Annotated in this window: 15 protein-coding genes and 4 tRNA genes; 5 read left to right on the top strand and 14 right to left on the bottom strand. The window is 44.9% G+C overall.

All coding sequences use genetic code 11. The annotated features are described in order from the left end of the window. Nucleotides 1-136: 136 nt before the first annotated feature. Nucleotides 137-730, top strand: coding sequence for a hypothetical protein (locus AOC20_RS04730; protein WP_215361950.1), 594 nt, complete (start codon nt 137-139; stop codon nt 728-730). A gap of 56 nt (nt 731-786) precedes the next feature. On the opposite strand, the gene AOC20_RS04725 is transcribed toward AOC20_RS04730, so the two are convergent. From AOC20_RS04725 to gltX, 4 genes are all read right to left on the bottom strand, one after another. Beyond that, nucleotides 787-863 (bottom strand) — tRNA-Asp (locus AOC20_RS04725). Nucleotides 864-916: 53 nt separating this feature from the next. Further along, a tRNA-Glu gene (locus AOC20_RS04720) sits at nt 917-992 on the bottom strand. Nucleotides 993-1024: 32 nt separating this feature from the next. Next, nucleotides 1025-1100, bottom strand: a tRNA-Ala gene (locus AOC20_RS04715). A gap of 78 nt (nt 1101-1178) precedes the next feature. Then, complete coding sequence (gene gltX, locus AOC20_RS04710; protein ID WP_215361948.1) at nt 1179-2585, bottom strand: glutamate--tRNA ligase; 1407 nt, start codon at nt 2583-2585, stop codon at nt 1179-1181. 56 nt (nt 2586-2641) lie between these two features. On the opposite strand from gltX, the gene hslO reads away from it, so the two are divergent. Beyond that, on the top strand, nt 2642-3607 hold the full coding sequence (gene hslO, locus AOC20_RS04705) for an Hsp33 family molecular chaperone HslO (RefSeq protein ID WP_215361946.1): 966 nt from the start codon (nt 2642-2644) through the stop codon (nt 3605-3607). Nucleotides 3608-3609: 2 nt separating this feature from the next. Here the strand turns inward: hslO and ftsB are convergent, their stop codons facing one another. The 4 genes from ftsB to pyrG are packed head-to-tail and all read right to left on the bottom strand — an operon-like array spanning nt 3610 to nt 7810. After that, nucleotides 3610-3915, bottom strand: a complete 306-nt coding sequence (gene ftsB / locus AOC20_RS04700) for a cell division protein FtsB (protein WP_215361944.1) — start codon at nt 3913-3915, stop codon at nt 3610-3612. Nucleotides 3916-3947: 32 nt separating this feature from the next. Beyond that, nucleotides 3948-5234, bottom strand: coding sequence for a phosphopyruvate hydratase (gene eno, locus AOC20_RS04695; RefSeq protein ID WP_215361943.1), 1287 nt, complete (start codon nt 5232-5234; stop codon nt 3948-3950). 41 nt (nt 5235-5275) lie between these two features. After that, nucleotides 5276-6139: a 3-deoxy-8-phosphooctulonate synthase gene (gene kdsA, locus AOC20_RS04690; RefSeq protein WP_215361941.1), complete on the bottom strand. Its 864-nt coding sequence runs from the start codon at nt 6137-6139 to the stop codon at nt 5276-5278. 9 nt (nt 6140-6148) lie between these two features. After that, a complete protein-coding gene (pyrG, locus tag AOC20_RS04685) occupies nt 6149-7810 on the bottom strand; it encodes a CTP synthase (protein WP_215361939.1) in 1662 nt (553 codons plus the stop codon). 72 nt (nt 7811-7882) lie between these two features. On the opposite strand from pyrG, the gene AOC20_RS04680 reads away from it, so the two are divergent. Beyond that, nucleotides 7883-8110, top strand: coding sequence for a superinfection immunity protein (locus tag AOC20_RS04680; RefSeq protein ID WP_251373165.1), 228 nt, complete (start codon nt 7883-7885; stop codon nt 8108-8110). Nucleotides 8111-8306: 196 nt separating this feature from the next. Beyond that, nucleotides 8307-10892, top strand: a complete 2586-nt coding sequence (locus AOC20_RS04675; protein ID WP_215361937.1) for a bifunctional aconitate hydratase 2/2-methylisocitrate dehydratase — start codon at nt 8307-8309, stop codon at nt 10890-10892. A 90-nt stretch (nt 10893-10982) separates the two neighbouring features. Here the strand turns inward: AOC20_RS04675 and AOC20_RS04670 are convergent, their stop codons facing one another. From AOC20_RS04670 to AOC20_RS04660, 3 genes are read right to left on the bottom strand one after another with little or no spacing between them, the layout of a single operon-like run. After that, nucleotides 10983-11813: a spermine/spermidine synthase domain-containing protein gene (locus AOC20_RS04670; RefSeq protein WP_251373164.1), complete on the bottom strand. Its 831-nt coding sequence runs from the start codon at nt 11811-11813 to the stop codon at nt 10983-10985. Continuing rightward, nucleotides 11758-15795 (bottom strand): phosphoribosylformylglycinamidine synthase, encoded by a 4038-nt coding sequence (gene purL / locus AOC20_RS04665; protein WP_215361935.1) that lies wholly within the window; start codon nt 15793-15795, stop codon nt 11758-11760. Before purL ends, AOC20_RS04670 begins: the two co-directional genes overlap by 56 nt. 21 nt (nt 15796-15816) lie before the next feature. Continuing rightward, nucleotides 15817-16491 (bottom strand): ABC transporter ATP-binding protein, encoded by a 675-nt coding sequence (locus tag AOC20_RS04660; RefSeq protein WP_215361932.1) that lies wholly within the window; start codon nt 16489-16491, stop codon nt 15817-15819. A 2-nt stretch (nt 16492-16493) separates the two neighbouring features. Here AOC20_RS04660 and AOC20_RS04655 point away from each other — a divergent pair, with 2 nt between their 5' ends. After that, nucleotides 16494-17165, top strand: coding sequence for an arylesterase (locus AOC20_RS04655; protein WP_215361930.1), 672 nt, complete (start codon nt 16494-16496; stop codon nt 17163-17165). A gap of 4 nt (nt 17166-17169) precedes the next feature. Here the strand turns inward: AOC20_RS04655 and AOC20_RS04650 are convergent, their stop codons facing one another. The 3 genes from AOC20_RS04650 to lon all read right to left on the bottom strand — a co-directional run bounded on the left by AOC20_RS04650 (nt 17170) and on the right by lon (nt 21357). After that, nucleotides 17170-18633 carry a SurA N-terminal domain-containing protein gene (locus AOC20_RS04650; RefSeq protein WP_215361928.1) on the bottom strand — a complete coding sequence of 488 codons (1464 nt, stop codon included), beginning with the start codon at nt 18631-18633 and terminating at the stop codon, nt 17170-17172. Between the two features lie 108 nt (nt 18634-18741). After that, nucleotides 18742-18817: transfer RNA gene (locus tag AOC20_RS04645), tRNA-Val, on the bottom strand. Between the two features lie 107 nt (nt 18818-18924). Next, entirely contained in the window at nt 18925-21357 is a 2433-nt protein-coding gene (gene lon / locus AOC20_RS04640) for an endopeptidase La (protein WP_215361925.1), read from the bottom strand. Between the last annotated feature and the right edge of the window lie 181 nt (nt 21358-21538).

The raw sequence follows: 21538 nt of genomic DNA, 5'->3' as shown, positions 1-21538 counted from the left end.
AATGGGATGGAAGATATTAACAAAAGAAATTGATTTAAGTCTTACTCTGGAATATGAGCAATAAAGGGTTAAATAGCCCATTTTGCACATAAAAATAGGCTAAGATTGAAGTAGATTTTTATAGATAAGGAAAATAATGAATATCAAATATGCCCCAATTGCCTTGGTAATTGCCACCCTTTTCGCAGGTTCAGTAGCATATGCCCAATCCGCACCAGCTAAGCCAGTTGTCATTGATGCTGCAGTTACAGACAACATCTACCAACTATATGAAGGTGAGGTAGTAAAGATTGATAAAAAGACTCGCACAATTACCTTTAAGAATAAAGAAGGCGAAACTAAATTCGTAGCAGGCCCAGAAATTACCAATTTTGCGCAGATCAAAAAAGGTGACCGTGTTAATGTTAATTATGAATTAGCAGTTGCTATTGAGCTAATTAAAACCAAGAGTGACGGCGTTCGCTCTAAAGTTGAAACAAATACAGTAACTAAATCCAAGGCGGATGAGAAGCCGTCTGAAACTATTACAAATAAAACAACCATCATCGCTGATATCGTTGAGGTAAATCGTGAGAAGAAGCTCGTTTCAGTGAAAGGCCCAAGCGGCAAGATCACGACAGTAACAGTTAAGAACCCTGCTCTTTTAGCTGACGTTAACGTAGGCGAGCAAGTAAAGGTGATTTATTTTGATGCAATGGCTGCATCGATCACCACACCCAAGAAGAAGTAAGTAACAGGTCTCGAGAATAAAAAAAGCCCCCTATTAAGGGGGCTTTTTAATTGTCTTGGCGGAACGGACGGGACTCGAACCCGCGACCCTCGGCGTGACAGGCCGATATTCTAACCAACTGAACTACCGCTCCAAAATACATCGAGTGAAACATCACAAACTACATTTTACTGCTACCAAAATATCTGGCGTCCCCAGGGGGATTCGAACCCCCGTACTCACCGTGAAAGGGTGATGTCCTAGGCCTCTAGACGATGGGGACCTGGACTGCAACTAACTTCCATTTTAAATGCTTGGTGGAGATAAGCGGGATCGAACCGCTGACCTCTTGCATGCCATGCAAGCGCTCTCCCAGCTGAGCTATACCCCCGAAATCCCGCAATAAAACTACAAGACACTCAAAACAATCCAAGATTTTATCCTATTTTTGTGCAGGTGCGCAAATTCCTTACTGGATTACCTTGGAGAGCCTCTTTAGGACCTCCTCTTTACCCAAAACTACCAATACAGAATCAATAGCTGGGGTCTGTGTCGTGGCAAATAAAGCGTATCTGACGGGCATTGCCAAGACCGGCATTTTGATTTGATGCTTGGCTAGGACTTGTTTAAATGCAGCAGCGTAAGCCTCTTTTGTTGGCTCAGCAATAGATATTGCCTCAATCAAATCTTGAAACGCAGGGATAACAGATTCAGCAATATTTTCTTTGATTTGATCTGCGTTTAAATCCGGTGCTGGTAAATAAAACAGCTTTGCACCTTCAGCAATTTCAATCAAGGTATTGGCGCGGTCCTTTAGCAAACCTACCACCTGAACAAAGTCTGGACCAGATTCAGTATCGATACCTAATTCATGTGCAAATGGCTTTGTCGCAGCCGCCAATTTAGTAGGATCAGCATGCTGAATATATTGGTGGTTTAACCATAGTAATTTTTCTGGATTATGTTGTGCTGGTGAACGCCCCAAGCTTTCTAAATCAAACCAATCTACAAATTGTTCTTTGGTGAAAACTTCAGCATCGCCATGCGACCAACCGAGTCGGGCAAGATAATTGAGAATTGCTTCAGGTAGATACCCTGCCTTTTGATAGTCTCTTACGCTCATTGCCCCATTACGTTTACTCATTTTTTCACCAGAGTCATTGAGGACCGTTGGCAGATGAGCGTAAACAGGCGGGATTCCGCCAAGGGCCTTCATGATATTAATTTGTCGAGGTGTGTTATTGACATGGTCATCACCGCGTATAACGTGGGTGATGTTCATATCCATGTCATCAATTACTACGCAGAAGTTATAAGTAGGCGTTCCATCCGGCCTTGCAATCACTAAATCATCCAACTCATCGTTGCTAATTTCTATTTGACCTTTAACGGCATCATTCCAAACTACTGATCCACCAATAGGATTTTTAAAGCGTATTACAGGATTAACACCCTCAGGAACGGGTGGCAATGTTTTGCCAGGCTCCGGTCTCCATAAACCGTTGTAGCGAGGTTTTTCTTTATTGGCCATTTGCTGATCTCGCAACTTATTGAGTTCTTCTTCACTCATATAGCAGGGATAAGCCAATCCTGAATCCAGCATCTGCTTTACGACTTCACGATATCGATCAATGCGTTGCATTTGGTAGATCGGACCCTCGTCTAGATCAAGGCCAAGCCATGCCATACCTTCAATGATGACATCGACCGCCTCTTGTGTTGAGCGCTCTAAATCGGTATCTTCTATTCGAAGGATAAAGTCGCCTTTATTGTGACGCGCAAAAGCCCATGGATAGAGAGCGCTGCGAAGATTTCCCAGATGGATAAAGCCCGTGGGACTTGGGGCGAAACGTGTACGAATATGCATAAATGACATTATCTCAGGTCGGGCATATTAGGACTAAAACTGAAAAAACGTGGATACTTTGACTTATGAATGAGTTACTTGTATTTATATGTGATGGCGCCCCCGTTCGTGGGGAAATTGTCTCAATTGGCAGCGCCTGGCAGGCTGTTTTAGAGCGCCGCAATGACCCCCCTGCCGTACGTCGGATTCTGGGTGATTTTGTAGGGGCCGCCACGCTGTTGAGCGCCAGCCTGAAATTTGATGGAACCCTCATTATTCAAGCGCAAAGTAAGGGCCCCATTCAACTGCTTGTAGTGGAATGTAAGTCAGATTTGTCCATGCGCGCGACAGTAAAGCTGTCCGTTGACCCTTCCGCAATAGCCCCAGACGCAACCCTAGCGGAACTATTGGATGTCAGCAACAGCGGAAGATTGGTTATTACTCTAGACCCTGCTGATCGTGAACCTGGACAGGCCCCCTATCAAGGGATCGTAGCACTACAAGACCATCAAGGGGCAGTAATCAAGCCTGTGACCAGTGCTGCTCAAGCCATTGCCTTATATATGCAAAACTCTGAACAATTAGATACGCGTATTTGGCTGGCATCCAGCGATACGCATGTTGGCGGCCTATTACTTCAGCGCCTGCCTAATTCTGGGGGACATACACACCTAGATCCAGTGATTGCCGCTGAAGGCTGGTCTCGCATTCAAACCCTTGGTGAAACAATTACCGACGAAGAATTACTCACCCTTCCTCCAGAAACCATCCTAAGACGCCTCTTTTTGGAAGAGTCTACAGAGAATGGGGTTCGAAGTTTTCCTGCTCGACCAATTCGTTTTGCTTGTCGATGCTCGCGCACCAAGGTTGCCGATATTTTGCGCATGCTTGGCGAGGAAGAAGTGCAGAGCATTTTGGAGGAACAAGGCGCAGTAGAAACGATTTGTGATTTTTGCGCTAAGCCCTATCGCTTTGATGCAGTCGATTGCCTGCAGGTATTTAAAACCGATTTATTAAGCGATGCGACAAGACCGCCATCTAGCGGCCATTAAGATTACTGCTTTGTGGGCTGCGCTGTCGCAGGCTTGTCAGCCGGCAAAATCTGAACAAAGAATTCACCTTCTTTAATCAAACCGTGCTCAACACGGGCACGCTCTTCAATCGCGCGCGTGCCATCTTTGAGATCTTTTACATCCCCTGATAGCTTTGCATTACGTAAAGCCAAAAGACTGTTTTTAGCCTCTTGAAGCTCTACTTGGCGCTCCATCTCATAAACCTTCAGCCACCCACCCTTCCCCAACCAAAGGGGGTACTGGATTGCTATGAGCAATACCAGCATAGAGTAGATGACGATCCGCATAAACTATTTACTAATTCAGTATTGGTTCAAACTTAGCGCTTGAGGTTGTAAAAAACAGATTTACCGGGATAAGTAGCTACATCACCAAGATCTTCCTCGATGCGTAAAAGTTGGTTGTACTTAGCAATACGATCAGAGCGCGATAAAGAACCTGTTTTAATTTGACCGGCATTAGTGCCCACGGCAATATCAGCAATGGTGCTGTCTTCAGTTTCACCTGAGCGATGTGAAATCACTGCTGTGTAGTTTGCGCGCTTAGCCATCTCAATCGCAGCAAATGTTTCTGTCAAAGTGCCAATTTGGTTAATCTTAATCAAAATAGAATTGGCAATGCCCTTATCGATACCCTCTTGGAGAATGCGTGTGTTGGTAACAAATAGATCATCGCCAACCAATTGAATTTTCTTACCCAATTTTTTAGTGATATCAGCCCAGCCATCCCAGTCACCCTCATGCATACCATCTTCAATCGAAACGATTGGGAATTGATCGGCTAAATTACCGAGGTAATCTGAAAACTCACTTGAGCTCAGTTGAAGGCCCTCACCAGACAAATGGTATTTGCCGTCTTTATAGAATTCACTGGCCGCACAATCTAGAGCCAAGACAACGTCTTCACCAGCCTGGTAACCAGCGCCTTCAATAGCCTTCATGATGGTCTGTAGACACTCGTGGTTGCTCTTGAAATTAGGGGCAAAACCACCTTCATCACCAACGGTAGTAGGCATGCCTTGTGCACCCAAGATCTTCTTGAGCTCATGGAAAATTTCAGCACCACAACGTAATGCATCGCGGAAGTTTTCTGCGCCAACTGGCATCACCATAAACTCTTGAATATCTAAGCTGTTATTGGCGTGTGCACCACCATTAACAATATTCATCATGGGGACTGGTAATTGCATACCCCCAGAGCCGCCAAAATAACGATACAAAGGCAAACCTGCTTCTTCAGCGGCTGCTCTAGCAACCGCCATGGATACAGCTAAGGTTGCATTAGCACCTAAGCGTGCTTTGTTGTGTGTGCCATCTAGCTCAATTAGGGTGCGATCTAAAAATGCTTGTTCGCTTGCATCCAATCCAAGAATAGATTCTGCAATTTCAATATTGATGTTTTGAACAGCCTTGAGAACGCCTTTACCTAAGTAGCGTGCTTTATCGCCATCACGTAGCTCAATCGCTTCGCGCGAGCCTGTAGATGCACCAGATGGTACCGCAGCGCGACCCATCACACCTGACTCAAGCAAAACATCACATTCAACCGTTGGGTTGCCACGTGAATCCAGAACTTCTCTACCGATGATGTCAACAATGGCGCTCATGCACCTTCTCCTCAAAACAATATGAAATGGGTTTAACTTCTTTACTTAAAACTGTCTTCTAAAAATGAACCCGTTGATTTAACAACGTTGTCTATAGCAACCAATGATTCCAGCAAGTCTTTCATGCGATCCAGGGGAACAGCATTTGGACCATCTGACAGCGCTTTTGCTGGATCAGGATGAGTTTCCATAAAGAGGCCACTGATTCCTACTGCGACAGCAGCGCGGGCCAAAACCGGCACGAATTCACGCTGCCCTCCGCTGGAGCTACCTTGACCACCAGGCAATTGAACTGAATGCGTAGCATCAAAAACTACTGGTGCATTAGATTCACGCAAGATAGCAAGGCTACGCATGTCAGAAACAAGATTGTTATATCCAAAAGATGCTCCACGCTCACAGACCATAAATTGATCGGTAAGATTCATTTCAGCTGCAGCTGCTCTAGCCTTTTCAATGACATTGAGCATTTCATGCGGAGAAAGAAACTGGCCCTTCTTGAAATTCACAGGTTTACCGCTTTGTGCGCAAGCGCGAATGAAATCTGTTTGTCTACATAAGAAAGCTGGGGTTTGCAACACGTCAACGACGCTAGCAACAGCAGTGATCTCGCTGATGTCATGGACATCTGTTAGCACAGGAATATCAACCTGTTTTTTAACCTTAGCCAAAATCTCCAAACCCTTCTCCATCCCTAATCCACGGAATGAAGTACCTGATGAACGATTTGCTTTATCAAATGATGACTTATAAATAAAAGGAATCTTTAATGCGCTAGCAATTTCTTTTAATTGACCTGCAATATCAATAGCAGATTGCTCTGACTCAATAACACAAGGACCAGCAATCAAAAAGAAGCGATGATCTAATCCTACATCAAATCCACAAAGCTTAAATGCACTCATATTCTTCCTTTATGCAGACTGCTTTTCAGCAGTTTTTTGATGCTCAAGTGCGGCACTAATAAATGCAGAGAACAAAGGGTGACCATCGCGAGGTGTTGAAGTAAATTCCGGATGGAATTGCACACCAAAAAACCAGGGATGAATGGATGCTGGTAATTCCATCATCTCCGGCAACTCTTCATTAGGCGTTCTGGCGGAGATAATTAGGCCGGACTGTTCCAGCTGCGGAACGTAGGTATTGTTTACTTCATAGCGATGACGATGACGCTCATTTACCTCAGCCCCATAGATGCGATGCGCTAAAGTACCTGCCTTAACAGGGCAGCGTTGGGAACCAAGACGCATTGTTCCTCCCAAATCAGAGTCATTTGTTCTTTTTTCAACATTACCCTCTCTGTCAAGCCACTCTGTGATCAGAGCCACAACCGGCTGCTCGCTTTGAGGATCAAATTCGGTGCTATTTGCCTTAGTAAGCTTAGCTACATGACGTGCAAATTCAATTACTGCTAATTGCATTCCCAAGCAAATACCTAAATAAGGAACATTATTTTCACGGGCATAGCGAATGGCAGCAATCTTGCCTTCAGTTCCGCGCTTACCAAAACCGCCAGGAACCAAAATAGCATCTAAATCTTGCAAGCAATCGATACCATCTTTTTCAATCACTTCAGAATCAATGTAATTAATATTGACACGGGTATGTGTATGAATACCAGCATGACGCAACGCCTCAATAAGTGATTTATAAGACTCTGTTAACTCAACATATTTACCAACCATACCAATGGTCACTTCATGCTGAGGATTTGCCATTTCATATACTAACTTAGCCCATACAGAAAGATCTGCTGGCTTTGCTTTGAGATCAAGTTCACGGCAAATTAAATCGTCCATGCCCTGTGCATGAAGCATTTCAGGAATCTTGTAAATTGTGTCTACATCCCAAACGGAAATAACCGCCTCTTCACGAACATTAGAGAAAAGAGAAATCTTTGCGCGCTCATCTTCAGGGATGGGGCGATCTGCACGACACAACAGTACGGTAGGCATGATGCCAATCTCGCGTAACTTTTGCACCGAATGCTGGGTTGGTTTTGTTTTTAACTCTCCAGCGCTGTTGATGTAAGGCACTAGCGTCAAGTGTACAAAAGCGCAATCGTGAACTGGTAAGCGCAAACTCATCTGCCTTGCAGCCTCTAGGAATGGGAGTGATTCAATATCACCTACGGTGCCACCGATTTCACAAATAGCAACGTCAGCTTTGCCGTCATGACTTGCTTTTGCGCCCCGCTCCACAAAAGCCTGAATTTCATTTGTGATGTGGGGAATAACTTGAACTGTTTTTCCTAAATATTCACCGCGGCGTTCTTTGCTAATCACGGATTCATAAATCTGACCAGTAGTGAAGTTATTGCTTTTACGCATCTTCGCTGAAACAAAGCGTTCATAGTGACCTAAGTCCAAGTCAGTTTCAGCTCCATCTTCGGTTACAAAAACTTCGCCGTGTTGGAGCGGACTCATCGTGCCAGGGTCGACGTTGATATAGGGGTCTAATTTTAGGAGGGTGACTTTCAGGCCGCGGGATTCGAGAATCGCGGCAAGCGAGGCAGCTGCGATTCCTTTCCCTAAAGAAGAAACCACACCACCAGTGACAAAAACGTATTTGGTCATCGCTTAAGCTCTGTTGGAAAAAGTAATTATAACGACATAGAACACCAAGAATTCAATTCTAAATTCGGTAATATGCCAAGAACAGCCGTCCAACTAAACACCTTTGCCCATATGCGCCTTTTATTCGCCATCCTCATCACCCTGCTTTCACTCTTCTATTTATTGCCATTTGCAATTGCATTTAATAAGAAAAGGGCTAATTCCGGAGCCATTTTTGCCCTGAACCTCTTTTTAGGCTGGTCTCTTATAGGCTGGGTAGTAGCGCTTGTTTGGGCTATAAAAGACGAGCAGGTTTTGTAAGCAACTCAGAAATCAAGCCCTACGAGCTGAATTTCTTCGTAAAAACCCTAATATTTTTATAAATTCTCCATTTTTGAGTGAAATTGGGGGTTTAAAGTCTTATATAAGACTTAAATAAACATCTATAATTTAGAGAATCGGGAGAAAATTCCCTTTTGGCCTTTCTATTGACCACTTTTACCTCATAGGAAACACAATGTTAGAAGCCTATAACGCCCAAGTAGCCGAACGTGCAGCCCTTGGCATCCCTGCCCTGCCTTTGACCAAAGATCAAACTGCCGAATTAGTTAAATTGTTAGTAAACCCGCCAGCTGGCAAAGAGGCTGAGCTTGTAGAGTTAATTACCAACCGCGTTCCTGCTGGCGTTGACGAAGCCGCAAAAGTAAAAGCTGAGTTTTTAGATACGGTCGCTAAAGGCACACAAAAATCTCCTTTAATTTCACGAGTCAAAGCCACCGAATTGTTGGGCACCATGCTCGGCGGTTACAACATTAAACCGCTAGTAGAGTTATTGAGCGACGCTGAATGTGGTGCAGCAGCTGCAGCTGCCCTGAAAAAAACATTGCTCATGTTTGACTACTTTCATGATGTTCAAGAGATGGCCGAAAAAGGCAATGCCAATGCAAAGTCTGTTTTGCAGAGCTGGGCTGATGCCGAGTGGTTTACAAGTCGTCCAGCTGTTCCAGAAAGCATGAAGCTCACTGTATTTAAAGTGACTGGCGAAACAAATACTGATGATCTATCCCCTGCTCCTGATGCATGGAGCCGTCCTGACATCCCGCTACATGCCACAGTGATGTTAAAGAACCCACGTCCAGGCATTGAGCCAGATGAAACTGGTGTTCGTGGCCCAATGAAGCAAATCGCTGAGTTGCAGAAAAAAGGTAACCAAATTGCTTATGTAGGCGATGTTGTTGGTACTGGCTCTTCCCGTAAATCAGCTACTAACTCTGTGTTGTGGTGGACTGGGGTTGATATTCCTTTTGTTCCAAATAAACGCTTTGGTGGTGTTTGCTTGGGCACAAAAATTGCCCCAATCTTCTTCAACACTATGGAAGATGCTGGCGCATTGCCGATTGAGCTTGATGTTTCCGATATGAATATGGGCGATGAAATTGAACTTCGCCCGTATGAAGGTAAGACCTTTAAAAACGGTAAAGAAATTGCTTCTTTCTCACTTAAGTCACCAGTTATTTTGGATGAGGTTCGTGCTGGTGGTCGCATTCCTTTAATCGTAGGCCGTGGTCTTACAGCTAAAGCACGCGCAGCACTTGGTTTGCCGGCTTCTACTGAATTCCGTATTCCCGTTAGCCCTCCTGATAACAAAAAAGGTTTCAGCTTGGCTCAGAAGATGGTTGGCCGTGCTTGTGGATTGCCAGAAGGTCAAGGCGTTCGCCCAGATACTTACTGCGAGCCACACATGACTACAGTGGGCTCACAAGATACTACAGGTCCAATGACTCGTGATGAATTGAAAGACTTAGCTTGCTTAGGATTCTCTGCTGACTTGGTAATGCAATCCTTCTGTCATACATCCGCGTATCCAAAACCAGTAGATATTCGTACACACCATGAGTTACCAGCATTTATGACTAACCGTGGCGGTGTTGCATTGCGCCCAGGTGATGGCGTGATTCATAGCTGGTTAAATCGTTTGCTCTTGCCTGATACCTGCGGTACTGGTGGCGATAGTCATACTCGCTTTCCAATCGGTATCTCCTTCCCTGCTGGTTCAGGACTGGTGGCATTTGCTGCCGCTACTGGCGTGATGCCCTTGGATATGCCTGAATCTGTACTGGTTCGCTTCAAAGGAAAAATGCAGCCTGGCATTACTTTGCGTGACTTGGTTAATGCAATTCCTTTATATGCCATCAAAAAAGGTTTGTTAACCGTTGAAAAACAGAATAAGAAGAACGTTTTCTCCGGCCGCATCCTGGAAATTGAAGGCCTACCTGATCTGAAGGTTGAGCAAGCATTTGAATTGTCTGACGCCTCTGCTGAACGTTCTGCAGCTGGTTGCGCTATTCAATTAAGTAAAGAGCCAATCATCGAGTACATGCGTTCTAACATCACATTAATGAAGTGGATGATCGCAAATGGCTACGAAGATAAGCGTACCTTAGGTCGTCGCATTAAAGCAATGGAAGCTTGGATCGCTAAGCCGGATTTACTCAAGGCAGATGCAAATGCAGATTATGCCGAAGTGATTGAAATCGACATGAGCGAAATCAAAGAGCCAATCTTGGCCTGCCCAAATGATCCTGATGACGTGAAATTCCTATCTGAAGTTTCTGGCGAGAAAATCGATGAGGTATTTATCGGTTCTTGCATGACTAACATCGGGCACTTCCGCGCAGCAGGTCAAGTTCTTCAGGGTAAAAAGGATATGCCTACTCGTCTATGGGTAGCCCCTCCAACCAAGATGGATCAAATGATTCTGACCGAAGAAGGCTATTACGGCATTCTGGGTGCTACAGGCGCTCGTATGGAAACTCCAGGCTGTTCACTCTGTATGGGCAACCAAGCTCAGATCCGTAAGGGCTCTACTGCAGTCTCCACATCAACACGTAACTTCCCGAACCGTTTGGGTATCGATACTCGCGTGTATCTTGCCTCGGCTGAACTTTCAGCTGTTGCAGCACTCCTAGGCCGTTTACCAACGCCGCAAGAGTATTTCGAGCAAGTGGAATCCTTGAATGCTAAATCTGGCGAAGTTTATAAGTACATGAACTTTGACAAGATCAAATCATTTAGTGATGTTGCTGATACTGTGACTATCTAAGTTAGGCATGTCAGCCTCTCTTTGAGGGGCTGACTAAGCAAAAAGGCGATCTGACGATCGCCTTTTTTGTTGCCCTAGATTTCAGGTTACCTAAATAGAAAGTTTTGACTCTTGACGTGCATTCTCGCGACTAATTCCAGAAACCCACTGATTAGTAGGTAAGCCAGTCTTCTCAAGAATAAGCTTTGCGCGTTTAGAAACATCTTTCCATTCAGCCTCAAGCTTCGGACCTTTGAATGCAATTGCAACAACATTGCAATCATGAGACTCAGGAAATAACAGGACTCTATTATCGAAGGCTTCGCAGATATTCTTAAGATTCAATTCAAAGCTTTTATGCCTGGAAAAGAGATTCACGGTCAATACTCCTGGACCTTTGAGAATATTGAAGCAACCCTTATAGAAATCTAAGGAGCTTGCTGCGGGTCCATCACAGATCGCATCATATAAATCTACTTGCACTGCATCAAACTGATCTAGGTATTTTTTATTCTGGACGAAAAGCTTCGCATCAGTTTGCAAGGTTTCAAGCTTGCGATCATCATCGGGAGTAAAAAACATTGATCTAGCCGAAACAATTACCGCAGGATTCAGCTCGACAACGGTAGTCTTTACAGCAGGACAGTAACGATGCTGAAACTTAGTTAATGCGCCAGTTCCAAGACCTAGTTGGGCAATGCGCATTCCAGGTTTTGTTTCCAAGAACAGTAACCAGGCCATCATTTGCTGGTTGTATTCCAGGTAAATCTCATCAGGGTCGCGGATACGCATAGCGCCCTGGATTAATTCGGATCCAAAATGAAGATAGCGAATGCCACCACTTTCAGAAAAAGTGACCGGCTCCATTAATTGCTCAGAAGACAACTTAATTTGCCCAACGGCGGGCATTACGGAACAGTCGCAACCATGGACTAGCACCATCAGGGGTATCTAACCACTCAGGTGGACACCAGCTCATTTGTGCAGCTCTGAATACACGCTCTGGATGCGGCATCATGACCATAAATCGTCCATCAGGCGTCGTAACACCAGTCAACCCTCCTGGAGATCCATTTGGATTCATAGGATAAGTTTCAGTTGGGTTACCTTGATGGTCCACAAAACGGAATGAAGCCAAGTTCTGTTTTTGAATTGCCTCTAAATTTCCTTGCTGACTAAAGTTAGCAAAACCTTCACCGTGCGCAATAGCAATTGGAATCTGGCTACCTTCCATACCTTGAGTAAAGATCGATGGAGATGCCATTACTTCGGCCATCACTAAACGCGCCTCGTATTGCTCAGATTGATTGCGTGTAAATTTAGGCCAAGCTTCTGCGCCAGGAATGATTCCTGAGAGATTGCTCATCATTTGGCAACCATTACAAACGCCCAAAGCAAAACTATCTTGGCGATTAAAGAATGAGGAGAACTGATCCCGCAATTGTTGATTAAAGAGAATGGTTTTAGCCCAGCCTTCACCAGCACCCAGAACATCACCATAGCTAAAGCCGCCACAGGCAATCAGACCTCTAAAGTCCTCTAGCTTTGCTTTTCCACTAAGCAAATCGGACATATGAACGTCATAACTATCAAAGCCAGCCCAATTCACGGAATAAGCCATTTCAACATGAGAGTTAACGCCCTGTTCTCGCAAAATAGCAACTTTAGGTCGCGCATTTTTAGCAATATAAGGCGCCGCAATATCTTCAGTGGCATCAAAAGTAAGCTTGGGACTCATGCCTGCATCTGAGGTATTGTCCAACAGGGCAAACTCACTATCAGCACAGGCTGGGTTATCGCGCAACCGTGCAATTTGGTAACTCGTATTGGTCCACATCTTCTGCAACACTTCACGCGGCTCTGCAAATATATTTTTTGCATCACGCCAAATTTCAATACGACCGTTTGTATTTGGCTTGCCAATGACATGGCTATAAGCACTTAAGCCCAACTTTCTTAATAAGGCAAATACAGCATCACGATCTTCTTTGCGAACCTGAATTACTGCACCCAACTCTTCATTAAAAAGAGCTCGCATAGTTTGTTCATGACGACGTCCAGAGACCTGTTGTGCCCAGTTTTTGGCATCGCCATAATCAGGCTCTTGACCAGCATCCATGGCGATCATGTCGACATTTAATGAGATACCGCAGTGAGAAGCAAAGGCCATTTCAGCTACGCACGCCAGCAAACCACCATCCGAACGATCGTGATAGGCCAAAAGCTTATTCTCTTTACGTAACTCAATAATGGCGGTAGCAAAGGCTTTGAGATCTTCTGGATGGTCAACATCAGGAGCTACTTTCCCGGATTGATCAAGCACTTGAGCCAAGATACTTCCAGCCATGCGGTTCTTGCCACGACCCAAATCAATCAGAATGAGCTCAGTTTCTTGTAGAGACCCATCATTACCCTTTAACTGCAGTAAAGGTGTAGAAGTTTTTCGAGCGTCTTGCACTGCTGCAAAAGCAGAAATAATCAAAGAAACTGGCGCAACTACTTTCTTCGCTTCATTTCCATCTTGCCATGCTGTAGACATAGACAGGGAATCTTTTCCAACAGGTATTGAAATTCCAAGCGCTGGACATAGCTCCATGCCGATCGCTTTGACAGAGTCATACAACTTAGCATCTTCGCCAGGAGCGCCACATGCTGCCATCCAGTTAGCAGAAAGCTTCACACCTGAAAGACTCATAATATCTGCTGCCAAGATGTTGGTAATTGCCTCACCAACTGCCATGCGTGCTGCAGCGGGTGCGTCAATTACCGCCAGAGGAGTTCTTTCTCCCATTGACATTGCTTCGCCACGATAGCCTTTGTAATCCATCATGGTGACAGCACAATCAGCTACCGGAACCTGCCAAGGCCCAACAAACTGATCTCGGGCATTAAGGCCGCCAACAGTTCTATCGCCGATCGTAATTAAGAATGATTTACTTGCTACGGTAGGCTGCTGCAATACCCAGGCAATAGATTGCGCCAGGTCGGCATCGGTAACATCTAATTCTGTAAATTCTTGCGATACCCTTGTAACATTGCGATGCATTTTAGGAGGCTTACCTAATAATACCTCCATAGGCATATCAACTGGGTGAGCCGCATCAGCGTCAGATGGCTGCTTAGAGTCAGTCAATTGCAACTGACGCTCCGCAGTTGCTTCTCCAACCACTGCAAATGGGCAGCGCTCCCGCTCACAAAAAGATTTAAAGAGATCTAAGTCCTTTTTATCGATTGCTAAAACATAACGCTCTTGAGATTCATTGCACCAAATCTCGGCGGGACTCATACCACTCTCTTCAAGTGGAACATTGCGTAATTTAAATTTAGCCCCAAGTCCAGCACCATCGGCTAATTCAGGGAATGCGTTCGATAATCCACCGGCACCCACATCATGAATGGAGACAATTGGATTGCTCTTGCCTAAAGCGCGACATGCATTAATCACTTCCTGGGCACGACGCTCCATTTCTGGATTTCCGCGTTGCACAGAATCAAAATCAAGATCAGCCGTATTGGTTCCTGTTGATACAGAACTTCCGGTAGCGCCACCCATACCGATGCGCATACCTGGGCCACCAAGCTGGATTAACAAGTGACCAGCTTGAATTGCTTTTTTATCTGTATGAATAGAATCAATGCTGCCAATACCACCAGCGATCATGATGGGTTTGTGATAACCACGACGTGTACCGTCTAAAGTTTGCTCAAAGACGCGGAAATATCCGCCGAGAATTGGACGACCAAACTCATTATTAAAGGCAGCTCCACCAAGGGGGCCATCAATCATGATTTGCAAGGGAGTGGCAATACGCTCAGGTTTGCCATATTTCTGGCTTTCCCATGGAAAATCTGTTCCAGGTATATTGAGATTAGAGACAGAGAAGCCAGTCAAACCTGCCTTTGGGCGGCCGCCAACACCTGTTGCACCCTCATCACGAATTTCTCCACCCGCCCCTGTAGATGCGCCAGGAAATGGTGCAATTGCCGTTGGGTGATTGTGTGTCTCCACCTTCATTAAGGTGTGAACTAAATGGGTGTCTTTTTCATAGCGATGTTGATCACCCTGTGGCGTCCAAGTTTCCGCCTCGCAACCAGCCATCACTGCAGAGTTATCTGAATAAGCAACGATGGTGCCTTCAGGCTGGAGTTGATGCGTATTGCGAATCATAGCGAATAAAGATCGCTCTTGGTCATCACCATCAATGGTCCAGCTAGAATTAAAAATCTTGTGTCGGCAATGTTCGCTATTTGCTTGCGCAAACATAATTAATTCGACATCCGATGGATTGCGTTGCAAACGTGCAAAGCTTTCCGCAAGATATGCCACTTCATCATCAGATAAAGCGAGGCCCAATTCTTGATTTGCTCTATCAAGCGCCACTCTACCCTCGGCCATCACAGGAATACGTGCTAAAGGCCTATCATCTAATGATTGATACAAAGCATTTGCCGCATCGATTGATTCAATTACAGCTTCAGTCATTCGATCATGAACTGCTGTGACTACTAATTGTTTTTGCTCAGCAGTTAGCTCTTTTTTACTCTTCCAAGCAAATTGAATACCACGCTCAAGACGCAAGATATTTAAACCACACTGACGTGCAATATCGGTAGCCTTACTGGCCCAAGGAGAAACCGTTCCTAATCGAGGAATGACAATAGCGCCTTGTCCTTCCTGCTTTCCTTTTCCAAACCAAGACTTGCCTTGGTTAATTTTTGAATTAAAAGGTTGCCCATAGGTCAACAAGCTGGCTAAGATATCTTGGTTTTGAGGGCTAAGCTCAGTCTCAGACCATGTGAAATGAAGGTATTGAGCTTCGATAGACTCAAGATCAACCCCTTGTGCCGCCAAAGTGACTAAAAGTCGCTGTTGGCGGAAGGGGGAAAGCGCATCAGCGCCGGGTAAAAAGTGGAAAAAAGACATCCCTAGATTATAAGGTTTTGCCTACACCAATCGGCCACCTTGAAGGTGTAACTGCCGCTGGCACCGATCAGCCAGGGCCTGGTCATGGGTTACCAAAATAAGGGTTGAGCGATTGGCTTGATTGAGCTCGAAAAGAAGCTCAATAACCCTATTTCCACTAATCTCATCTAGGCTGCCAGTGGGCTCATCTGCAAAGAGCACTGCAGGCTTCATGATGAATGCCCTAGCCAAGGCTACCCGTTGTTGCTCGCCACCAGATAGGGTCTTGGGGAAATGGTTGGCACGCTCGCTAAGGCCCACTTGCTCAAGGCATATTAAGGCATTTTCTTTAGGCATCTCCAGGCCATTTAGTTGAGCTGGAAGCATAATATTTTCTAGTGCTGTTAAGTGAGGCAGTAGCTGGAAGGATTGAAAAACAAAACCTACTTTTTGACCCCTCAACTTAGCTCGCCCATCCTCATCTAAATGATTGAGGTTTTGTGAGGCTAATTCGACGTGACCGCTTGATGGCGTATCTAAACCAGCCAAAAGACCAAGAAGCGTACTTTTTCCAGAACCCGAAGCACCCGTGATAGCGACGCTTTCACCCTCGCAGACATCAAAGCTAATGTCGTGCAAAATGGTTAAGGATCCATCGCTAGATAAAACTTGTTTACCTAGGTGTATCGCACTAAGGACCTTTGCCGGAATACTCATAAATGATTCAAATTATTTGGTTGAGCTTCTTAAGAAGAAAACGAATAGCCATATCACTGGCAACCGCCCTATTTTGCCTGTTTATTCCCTTTAGTACACAGGCTCAGACTAACCCCGTTATTTTGGTGATGGGTGACAGCCTCTCAGCAGAGTATGGATTGACACGTGGGGCTGGCTGGGTACGACTTCTGGAGGATCAACTTCATAAGGAATCAATTCCTTGGACTGTTTTTAACGCCAGCATTAGCGGGGAAACAAGTTCTGGAGGCGTATCAAGACTGCCAAAACTGTTGGAGCAAAAGAAGCCAGGAATCGTACTCTTAGAGCTTGGGACAAATGATGCTTTGCGAGGTCTATCAATCCAAGAGTCAGAGAAAAATTTACGCAAGATGATTCAGCTGAGTAAAAATTCAGGAGCAAAGGTACTCTTGTTTGGCATGCAAATACCTCCCAATTATGGCCAGGAATACACCAAGCAATTTCAGGATTTATACCCCAAGCTCGCACGTCAAGAACAAATTGAGCTGCTGCCTTTTTTTCTGAAAGGCGTTGCATCCGACTTAACTCTCTTTCAAGCTGACCGTATGCATCCTAACGAGAAAGCTCAGAACATACTCTTTAAAAACGTATGGGGCGCTATGGCCCCATATCAAACGCTTCTTAAGAATCAGTAAGCTACTAACTGCCTGCGCCGGTTGATGGTGGCTTTAGTGGGTTGATTACCTTAACGCCCGCTACATCACGCCAATAGGCCATAAAACCAGCAAACTCAGATTGCGCAGCTAAAGCTTGGATCTGCTGGGCCTGAGCTTTGTGTACTTTTGCATCAACACCAGCAGGTTGGCGCACCTGATCCACTCGATACAGAATAGTACCCACCCCTGGATTTTGAACAGAGACAACTGCAGGGAATTTATCTGGATTAACAGACATCACATCATCAAGGGCACCGCCCACTAAGTTTGCAGGCTTATTGCGAGAAACCCAAATTGGACTAGCAAAACCAGAGGTAATCTTTGGGTCTTTTTGCAATGAAACATAACGATCAGCCGCAGCACTAACAGCAAGCTTTTCAGCCATACGCTGACTTACTTGACGCTTTACTTCCGCCGCAACATCTTTATAGGGCAAAGTTTGAGCTGGATGAAAAACTACTACTCGAGCTGATACAAAGACGCCAGGAGCCGTTTGCATTGCTTCAGTATTGCGTTTGTTCTTTACCGCCTCATCACCAAAGAGAGACTGAACTATTTTTGGATTCGCTAATGGATGATCTTTTCCAGCACCAGATACACCAGAACGAGTAATACCTTTTTGGGTTTGTATATTCAGCTTTAACTTATCTGCGGCAGGCTTGAGACTATCTGATTGGTCATAAGTCATATTCGCAAATTGGTCTGCTTTTTCACTAAAAATCTTAGCATCTTCCTTTGGGTCGGCCTTCAGAACAATGTATTCAACATCCACGTACTCTGGGCTCTCGAATAGCTTAGCATTGGCGTTATAAGATGCCTGCAGCTCTTCTTGTGATGGGTTTACCTTGGATAAATAATCTTTGGCATCAAATGGTAGAGCCTGGACTTGACGCTCTGTCTCATAAAGGGTTGAAACGATTTCAGCCAACTTGGGATTAGCAATTTCTGTACGAGCGACAGAATTCACGAGTTGGCTAATTTTTAAATCAAATGCCTGGCTTGCATAAAACTGCTCTTCATTTAAGCCATTACTAGCTAAGAGTTGCTTAAAGCGCACGTCATCAAAGCTGCCATCCTGCTTATAAAGAGCACGTATTTGGGGGATATTCTGCAGGCTCTTAATAAGCGCCTCTTTACCAACCTGCAAGCGTAAATCGTTAACAGCAAAACCTAAAATACGTTGCTGCAACAACTCATTCAAAATTGCTTGCCTAAACTGCAAACTTTGCGCAATCTGCGCATTGCCGCCAACACGCTCAGCTTGACGTTTGGCAGCAGAGTCTACTTCTTGGGCAGTAATTGGCTTGCCATTGATTTTTACAAGATCAGTCTCTTTATCTAAAAAACTTGAATAGCTTGAAATACCAAAGAATGCAAAAGAAGGAACGATCAAGAGCATCAATAAAAACTGCAAAAGTCGTTGGTGCTTACGGACAATATCAAACATGTATAAGTTCGCTAGTAAAAATTTTCAATAACACGAGTGTACTAGGGGTGAAGCTGCTCGGTATTAAATGCCAGAGTAGGCGGGGAATAAGTATTGAAGGTAATAGTTTGGTGGGCGCTGAGAGGCTCGAACTCCCGACATTCTGCGTGTAAGGCAGACGCTCTACCAACTGAGCTAAGCGCCCCAAATTATTACAGCTGAGATTGTAACCTAAGCACGGGTTTTTGGGTGAAATTCCCGCTAAACCGATCTCAATGGATGAGATGGATTTAGCAGAAAATCACTCTACTTTCAGTGCTTAAGAACGTCCACAGAAGCGCCCTTTTCTCTTGCTTTACTGGCTTCTGCAGCCTTTTTAGCAAGCTCTTCAGGGGTAGGATCTGGCAGAGCCTCGGGCATACGTTCTAATGCTAACTCGAGGACTTTATCAATCCAGCGCACTGGAATAATCTCAATCGCGTTTTTGACGTTGTCTGGAATATCAATCAAATCCTTGACGTTCTCTTCTGGGATCAAAGCTAATTTAATTCCACCGCGATGAGCTGCCAGAAGCTTTTCTTTTAATCCACCGATTGGCAAGACCTCTCCCCGTAGAGTAATTTCACCAGTCATGGCAACGTCCGAGCGAATGGGGATTCCAGTAAAGACGGATACGAGAGCAGTTGTAATTGCAATGCCAGCAGATGGACCATCCTTAGGAGTTGCACCATCCGGGAAGTGAATATGAATATCCTTCTTCTCAAAAGACTCATCACTTATGCCAAGGCGTTTTGCTCTAGAACGAACCACGGTACGTGCCGCCTCAACAGACTCCTTCATCACGTCACCAATGGAACCGGTGCGAGTAATGACACCCTTGCCTGGCATTACTGCAGCCTCAATCGTAAGCAAATCTCCGCCCACTTCAGTCCATGCCAAACCAGTTACCTGACCGATCTGATTTTCTTTACCAGCCAAACCAAAGTCATACATACGTACCGATAGGAATTTCTCCAAATTATCTGCATTGACTACTACGGGTGCAGCCTCTTTCTTTAAGAGCAAAAGCTTTACTACTTTTCGGCAAATTTTGCTAATTTCACGCTCTAGAGAGCGAACACCCGCCTCACGGGTGTAATAGCGGATCATGTTGCGTACTGCGCTATCTTCGATCTTCAGCTCGTCTTTTTTAAGTCCATTGTTCTTGATTTGTTTAGGAATCAAATAATTAATGGCAATACTGGTTTTTTCATCTTCCGTATAACCAGCCAAACGAATGATTTCCAGACGATCTAATAATGGACCTGGAATATTTAAGGAGTTTGAAGTTGCGACGAACATCACATCAGAGAGATCAAAATCAACCTCGACGTAGTGATCTTGAAAAGTATGGTTTTGCTCGGGATCTAAAACCTCCAACAGCGCACTTGCAGGATCGCCGCGGAAGTCCATACCCATCTTGTCAACTTCATCCAAAAGGAATAAGGGATTACGAACACCAACCTTAGTAAGGCTTGACAGAATCTTTCCAGGCATCGAACCAATATAGGTACGACGGTGACCGCGAATCTCGGATTCATCACGCACACCACCTAAAGCCATACGTACAAACTTCCTATTGGTAGCACGCGCGATCGATTGACCAAGAGATGTTTTACCAACACCAGGAGGGCCAACTAAACAAAGAATAGGAGCCTTCACGCGGTCAACACGTTGTTGAACGGCGAGGTATTCCAAAATACGTTCTTTAACTTTATCCAGGCCGTAATGATCTTCATCCAATACCTTTTCAGCATTAGTAAGGTCGTTGTTAATCTTGGTTTTTTTCTTCCAAGGCAAATTTACTAAGGTATCAATAAAGTTGCGAATAACTGTTGCCTCAGCCGACATCGGTGACATCAGCTTGAGTTTTTTAAGTTCAGACTCGGCTTTCTTTAAAGCCTCCTTCGGCATGCGTGCAGCTTTAATGCGTTTCTCAAGTTCCTCGAGATCAGCACCCTCCTCACCTTCGCCCAACTCCTTCTGAATCGCTTTGACTTGCTCATTCAAGTAGTACTCGCGCTGACTCTTCTCCATCTGGCGCTTCACTCGACCACGAATGCGCTTCTCTACTTGCAAGATATCGATCTCACTCTCGAGATCTGCAAGCAAGCTCTCTAAGCGTTGCACAACATCAGTCATCTCCAACAAACGTTGCTTTTGCTCGAGCTTTACTGGCAGATGAGCGCAGATGGTATCTGCTAAGCGACTTGGGTCATCAATACCGCCTAAGGAAGACAAGATCTCTTGGGGTACTTTTTTATTCAGTTTTACGTATTGATCAAACTGCGCCATGATTGCGCGACGCAAGGCTTCGGTCTCATGCGCATCAATTGCATTGATTGGTGTTGGCGTTGCTTCGCAGTTAAAGTAGCCAAGGCTATCCTCAATCTGACTAACTTCTGCACGTTGTACACCCTCAACCAAAACTTTAACAGTGCCATCAGGCAATTTGAGCATCTGCAGAATATTGGCAATACAGCCGACTTCATAGAGATCTTCAATAACAGGCTCATCCTTAGCGGCAGTTTTTTGCGCTACTAAAAGGACGTTTTTGCCAGTTTCCATGGCTGCCTCTAGGGCTTTAATCGATTTTGGACGACCCACAAACAATGGGATCACCATATGAGGAAATACAACTACATCCCGCAAAGGGAGTAAAGGTAGTTGAATCGGTTCAGAGGGTAGTAATAAGTGGCCAGGCATGGGGCAAATCCTCCAAAGTAATCAAACCTCAAAAGTCATCATTAGTAGTAATTAAATCATTAGCCACTAAATACAGACATTATTCATGAGTAGCATACTACCTATATGGGTAGACTTTAGAGAAAAACAAGGGGTAAAAAGACAAAAAAGGGGCAAAAATGCCCCAAAAATAGCAAAAACC

Source organism: Polynucleobacter ibericus, assembly GCF_018687955.1.
In the GTDB taxonomy this organism is placed as follows: Bacteria; Pseudomonadota; Gammaproteobacteria; order Burkholderiales; family Burkholderiaceae; genus Polynucleobacter; species Polynucleobacter ibericus.
The sequence above is the reverse complement of the archived record's forward strand: the minus strand, read 5'-3'. Positions and strand labels throughout refer to the sequence as shown.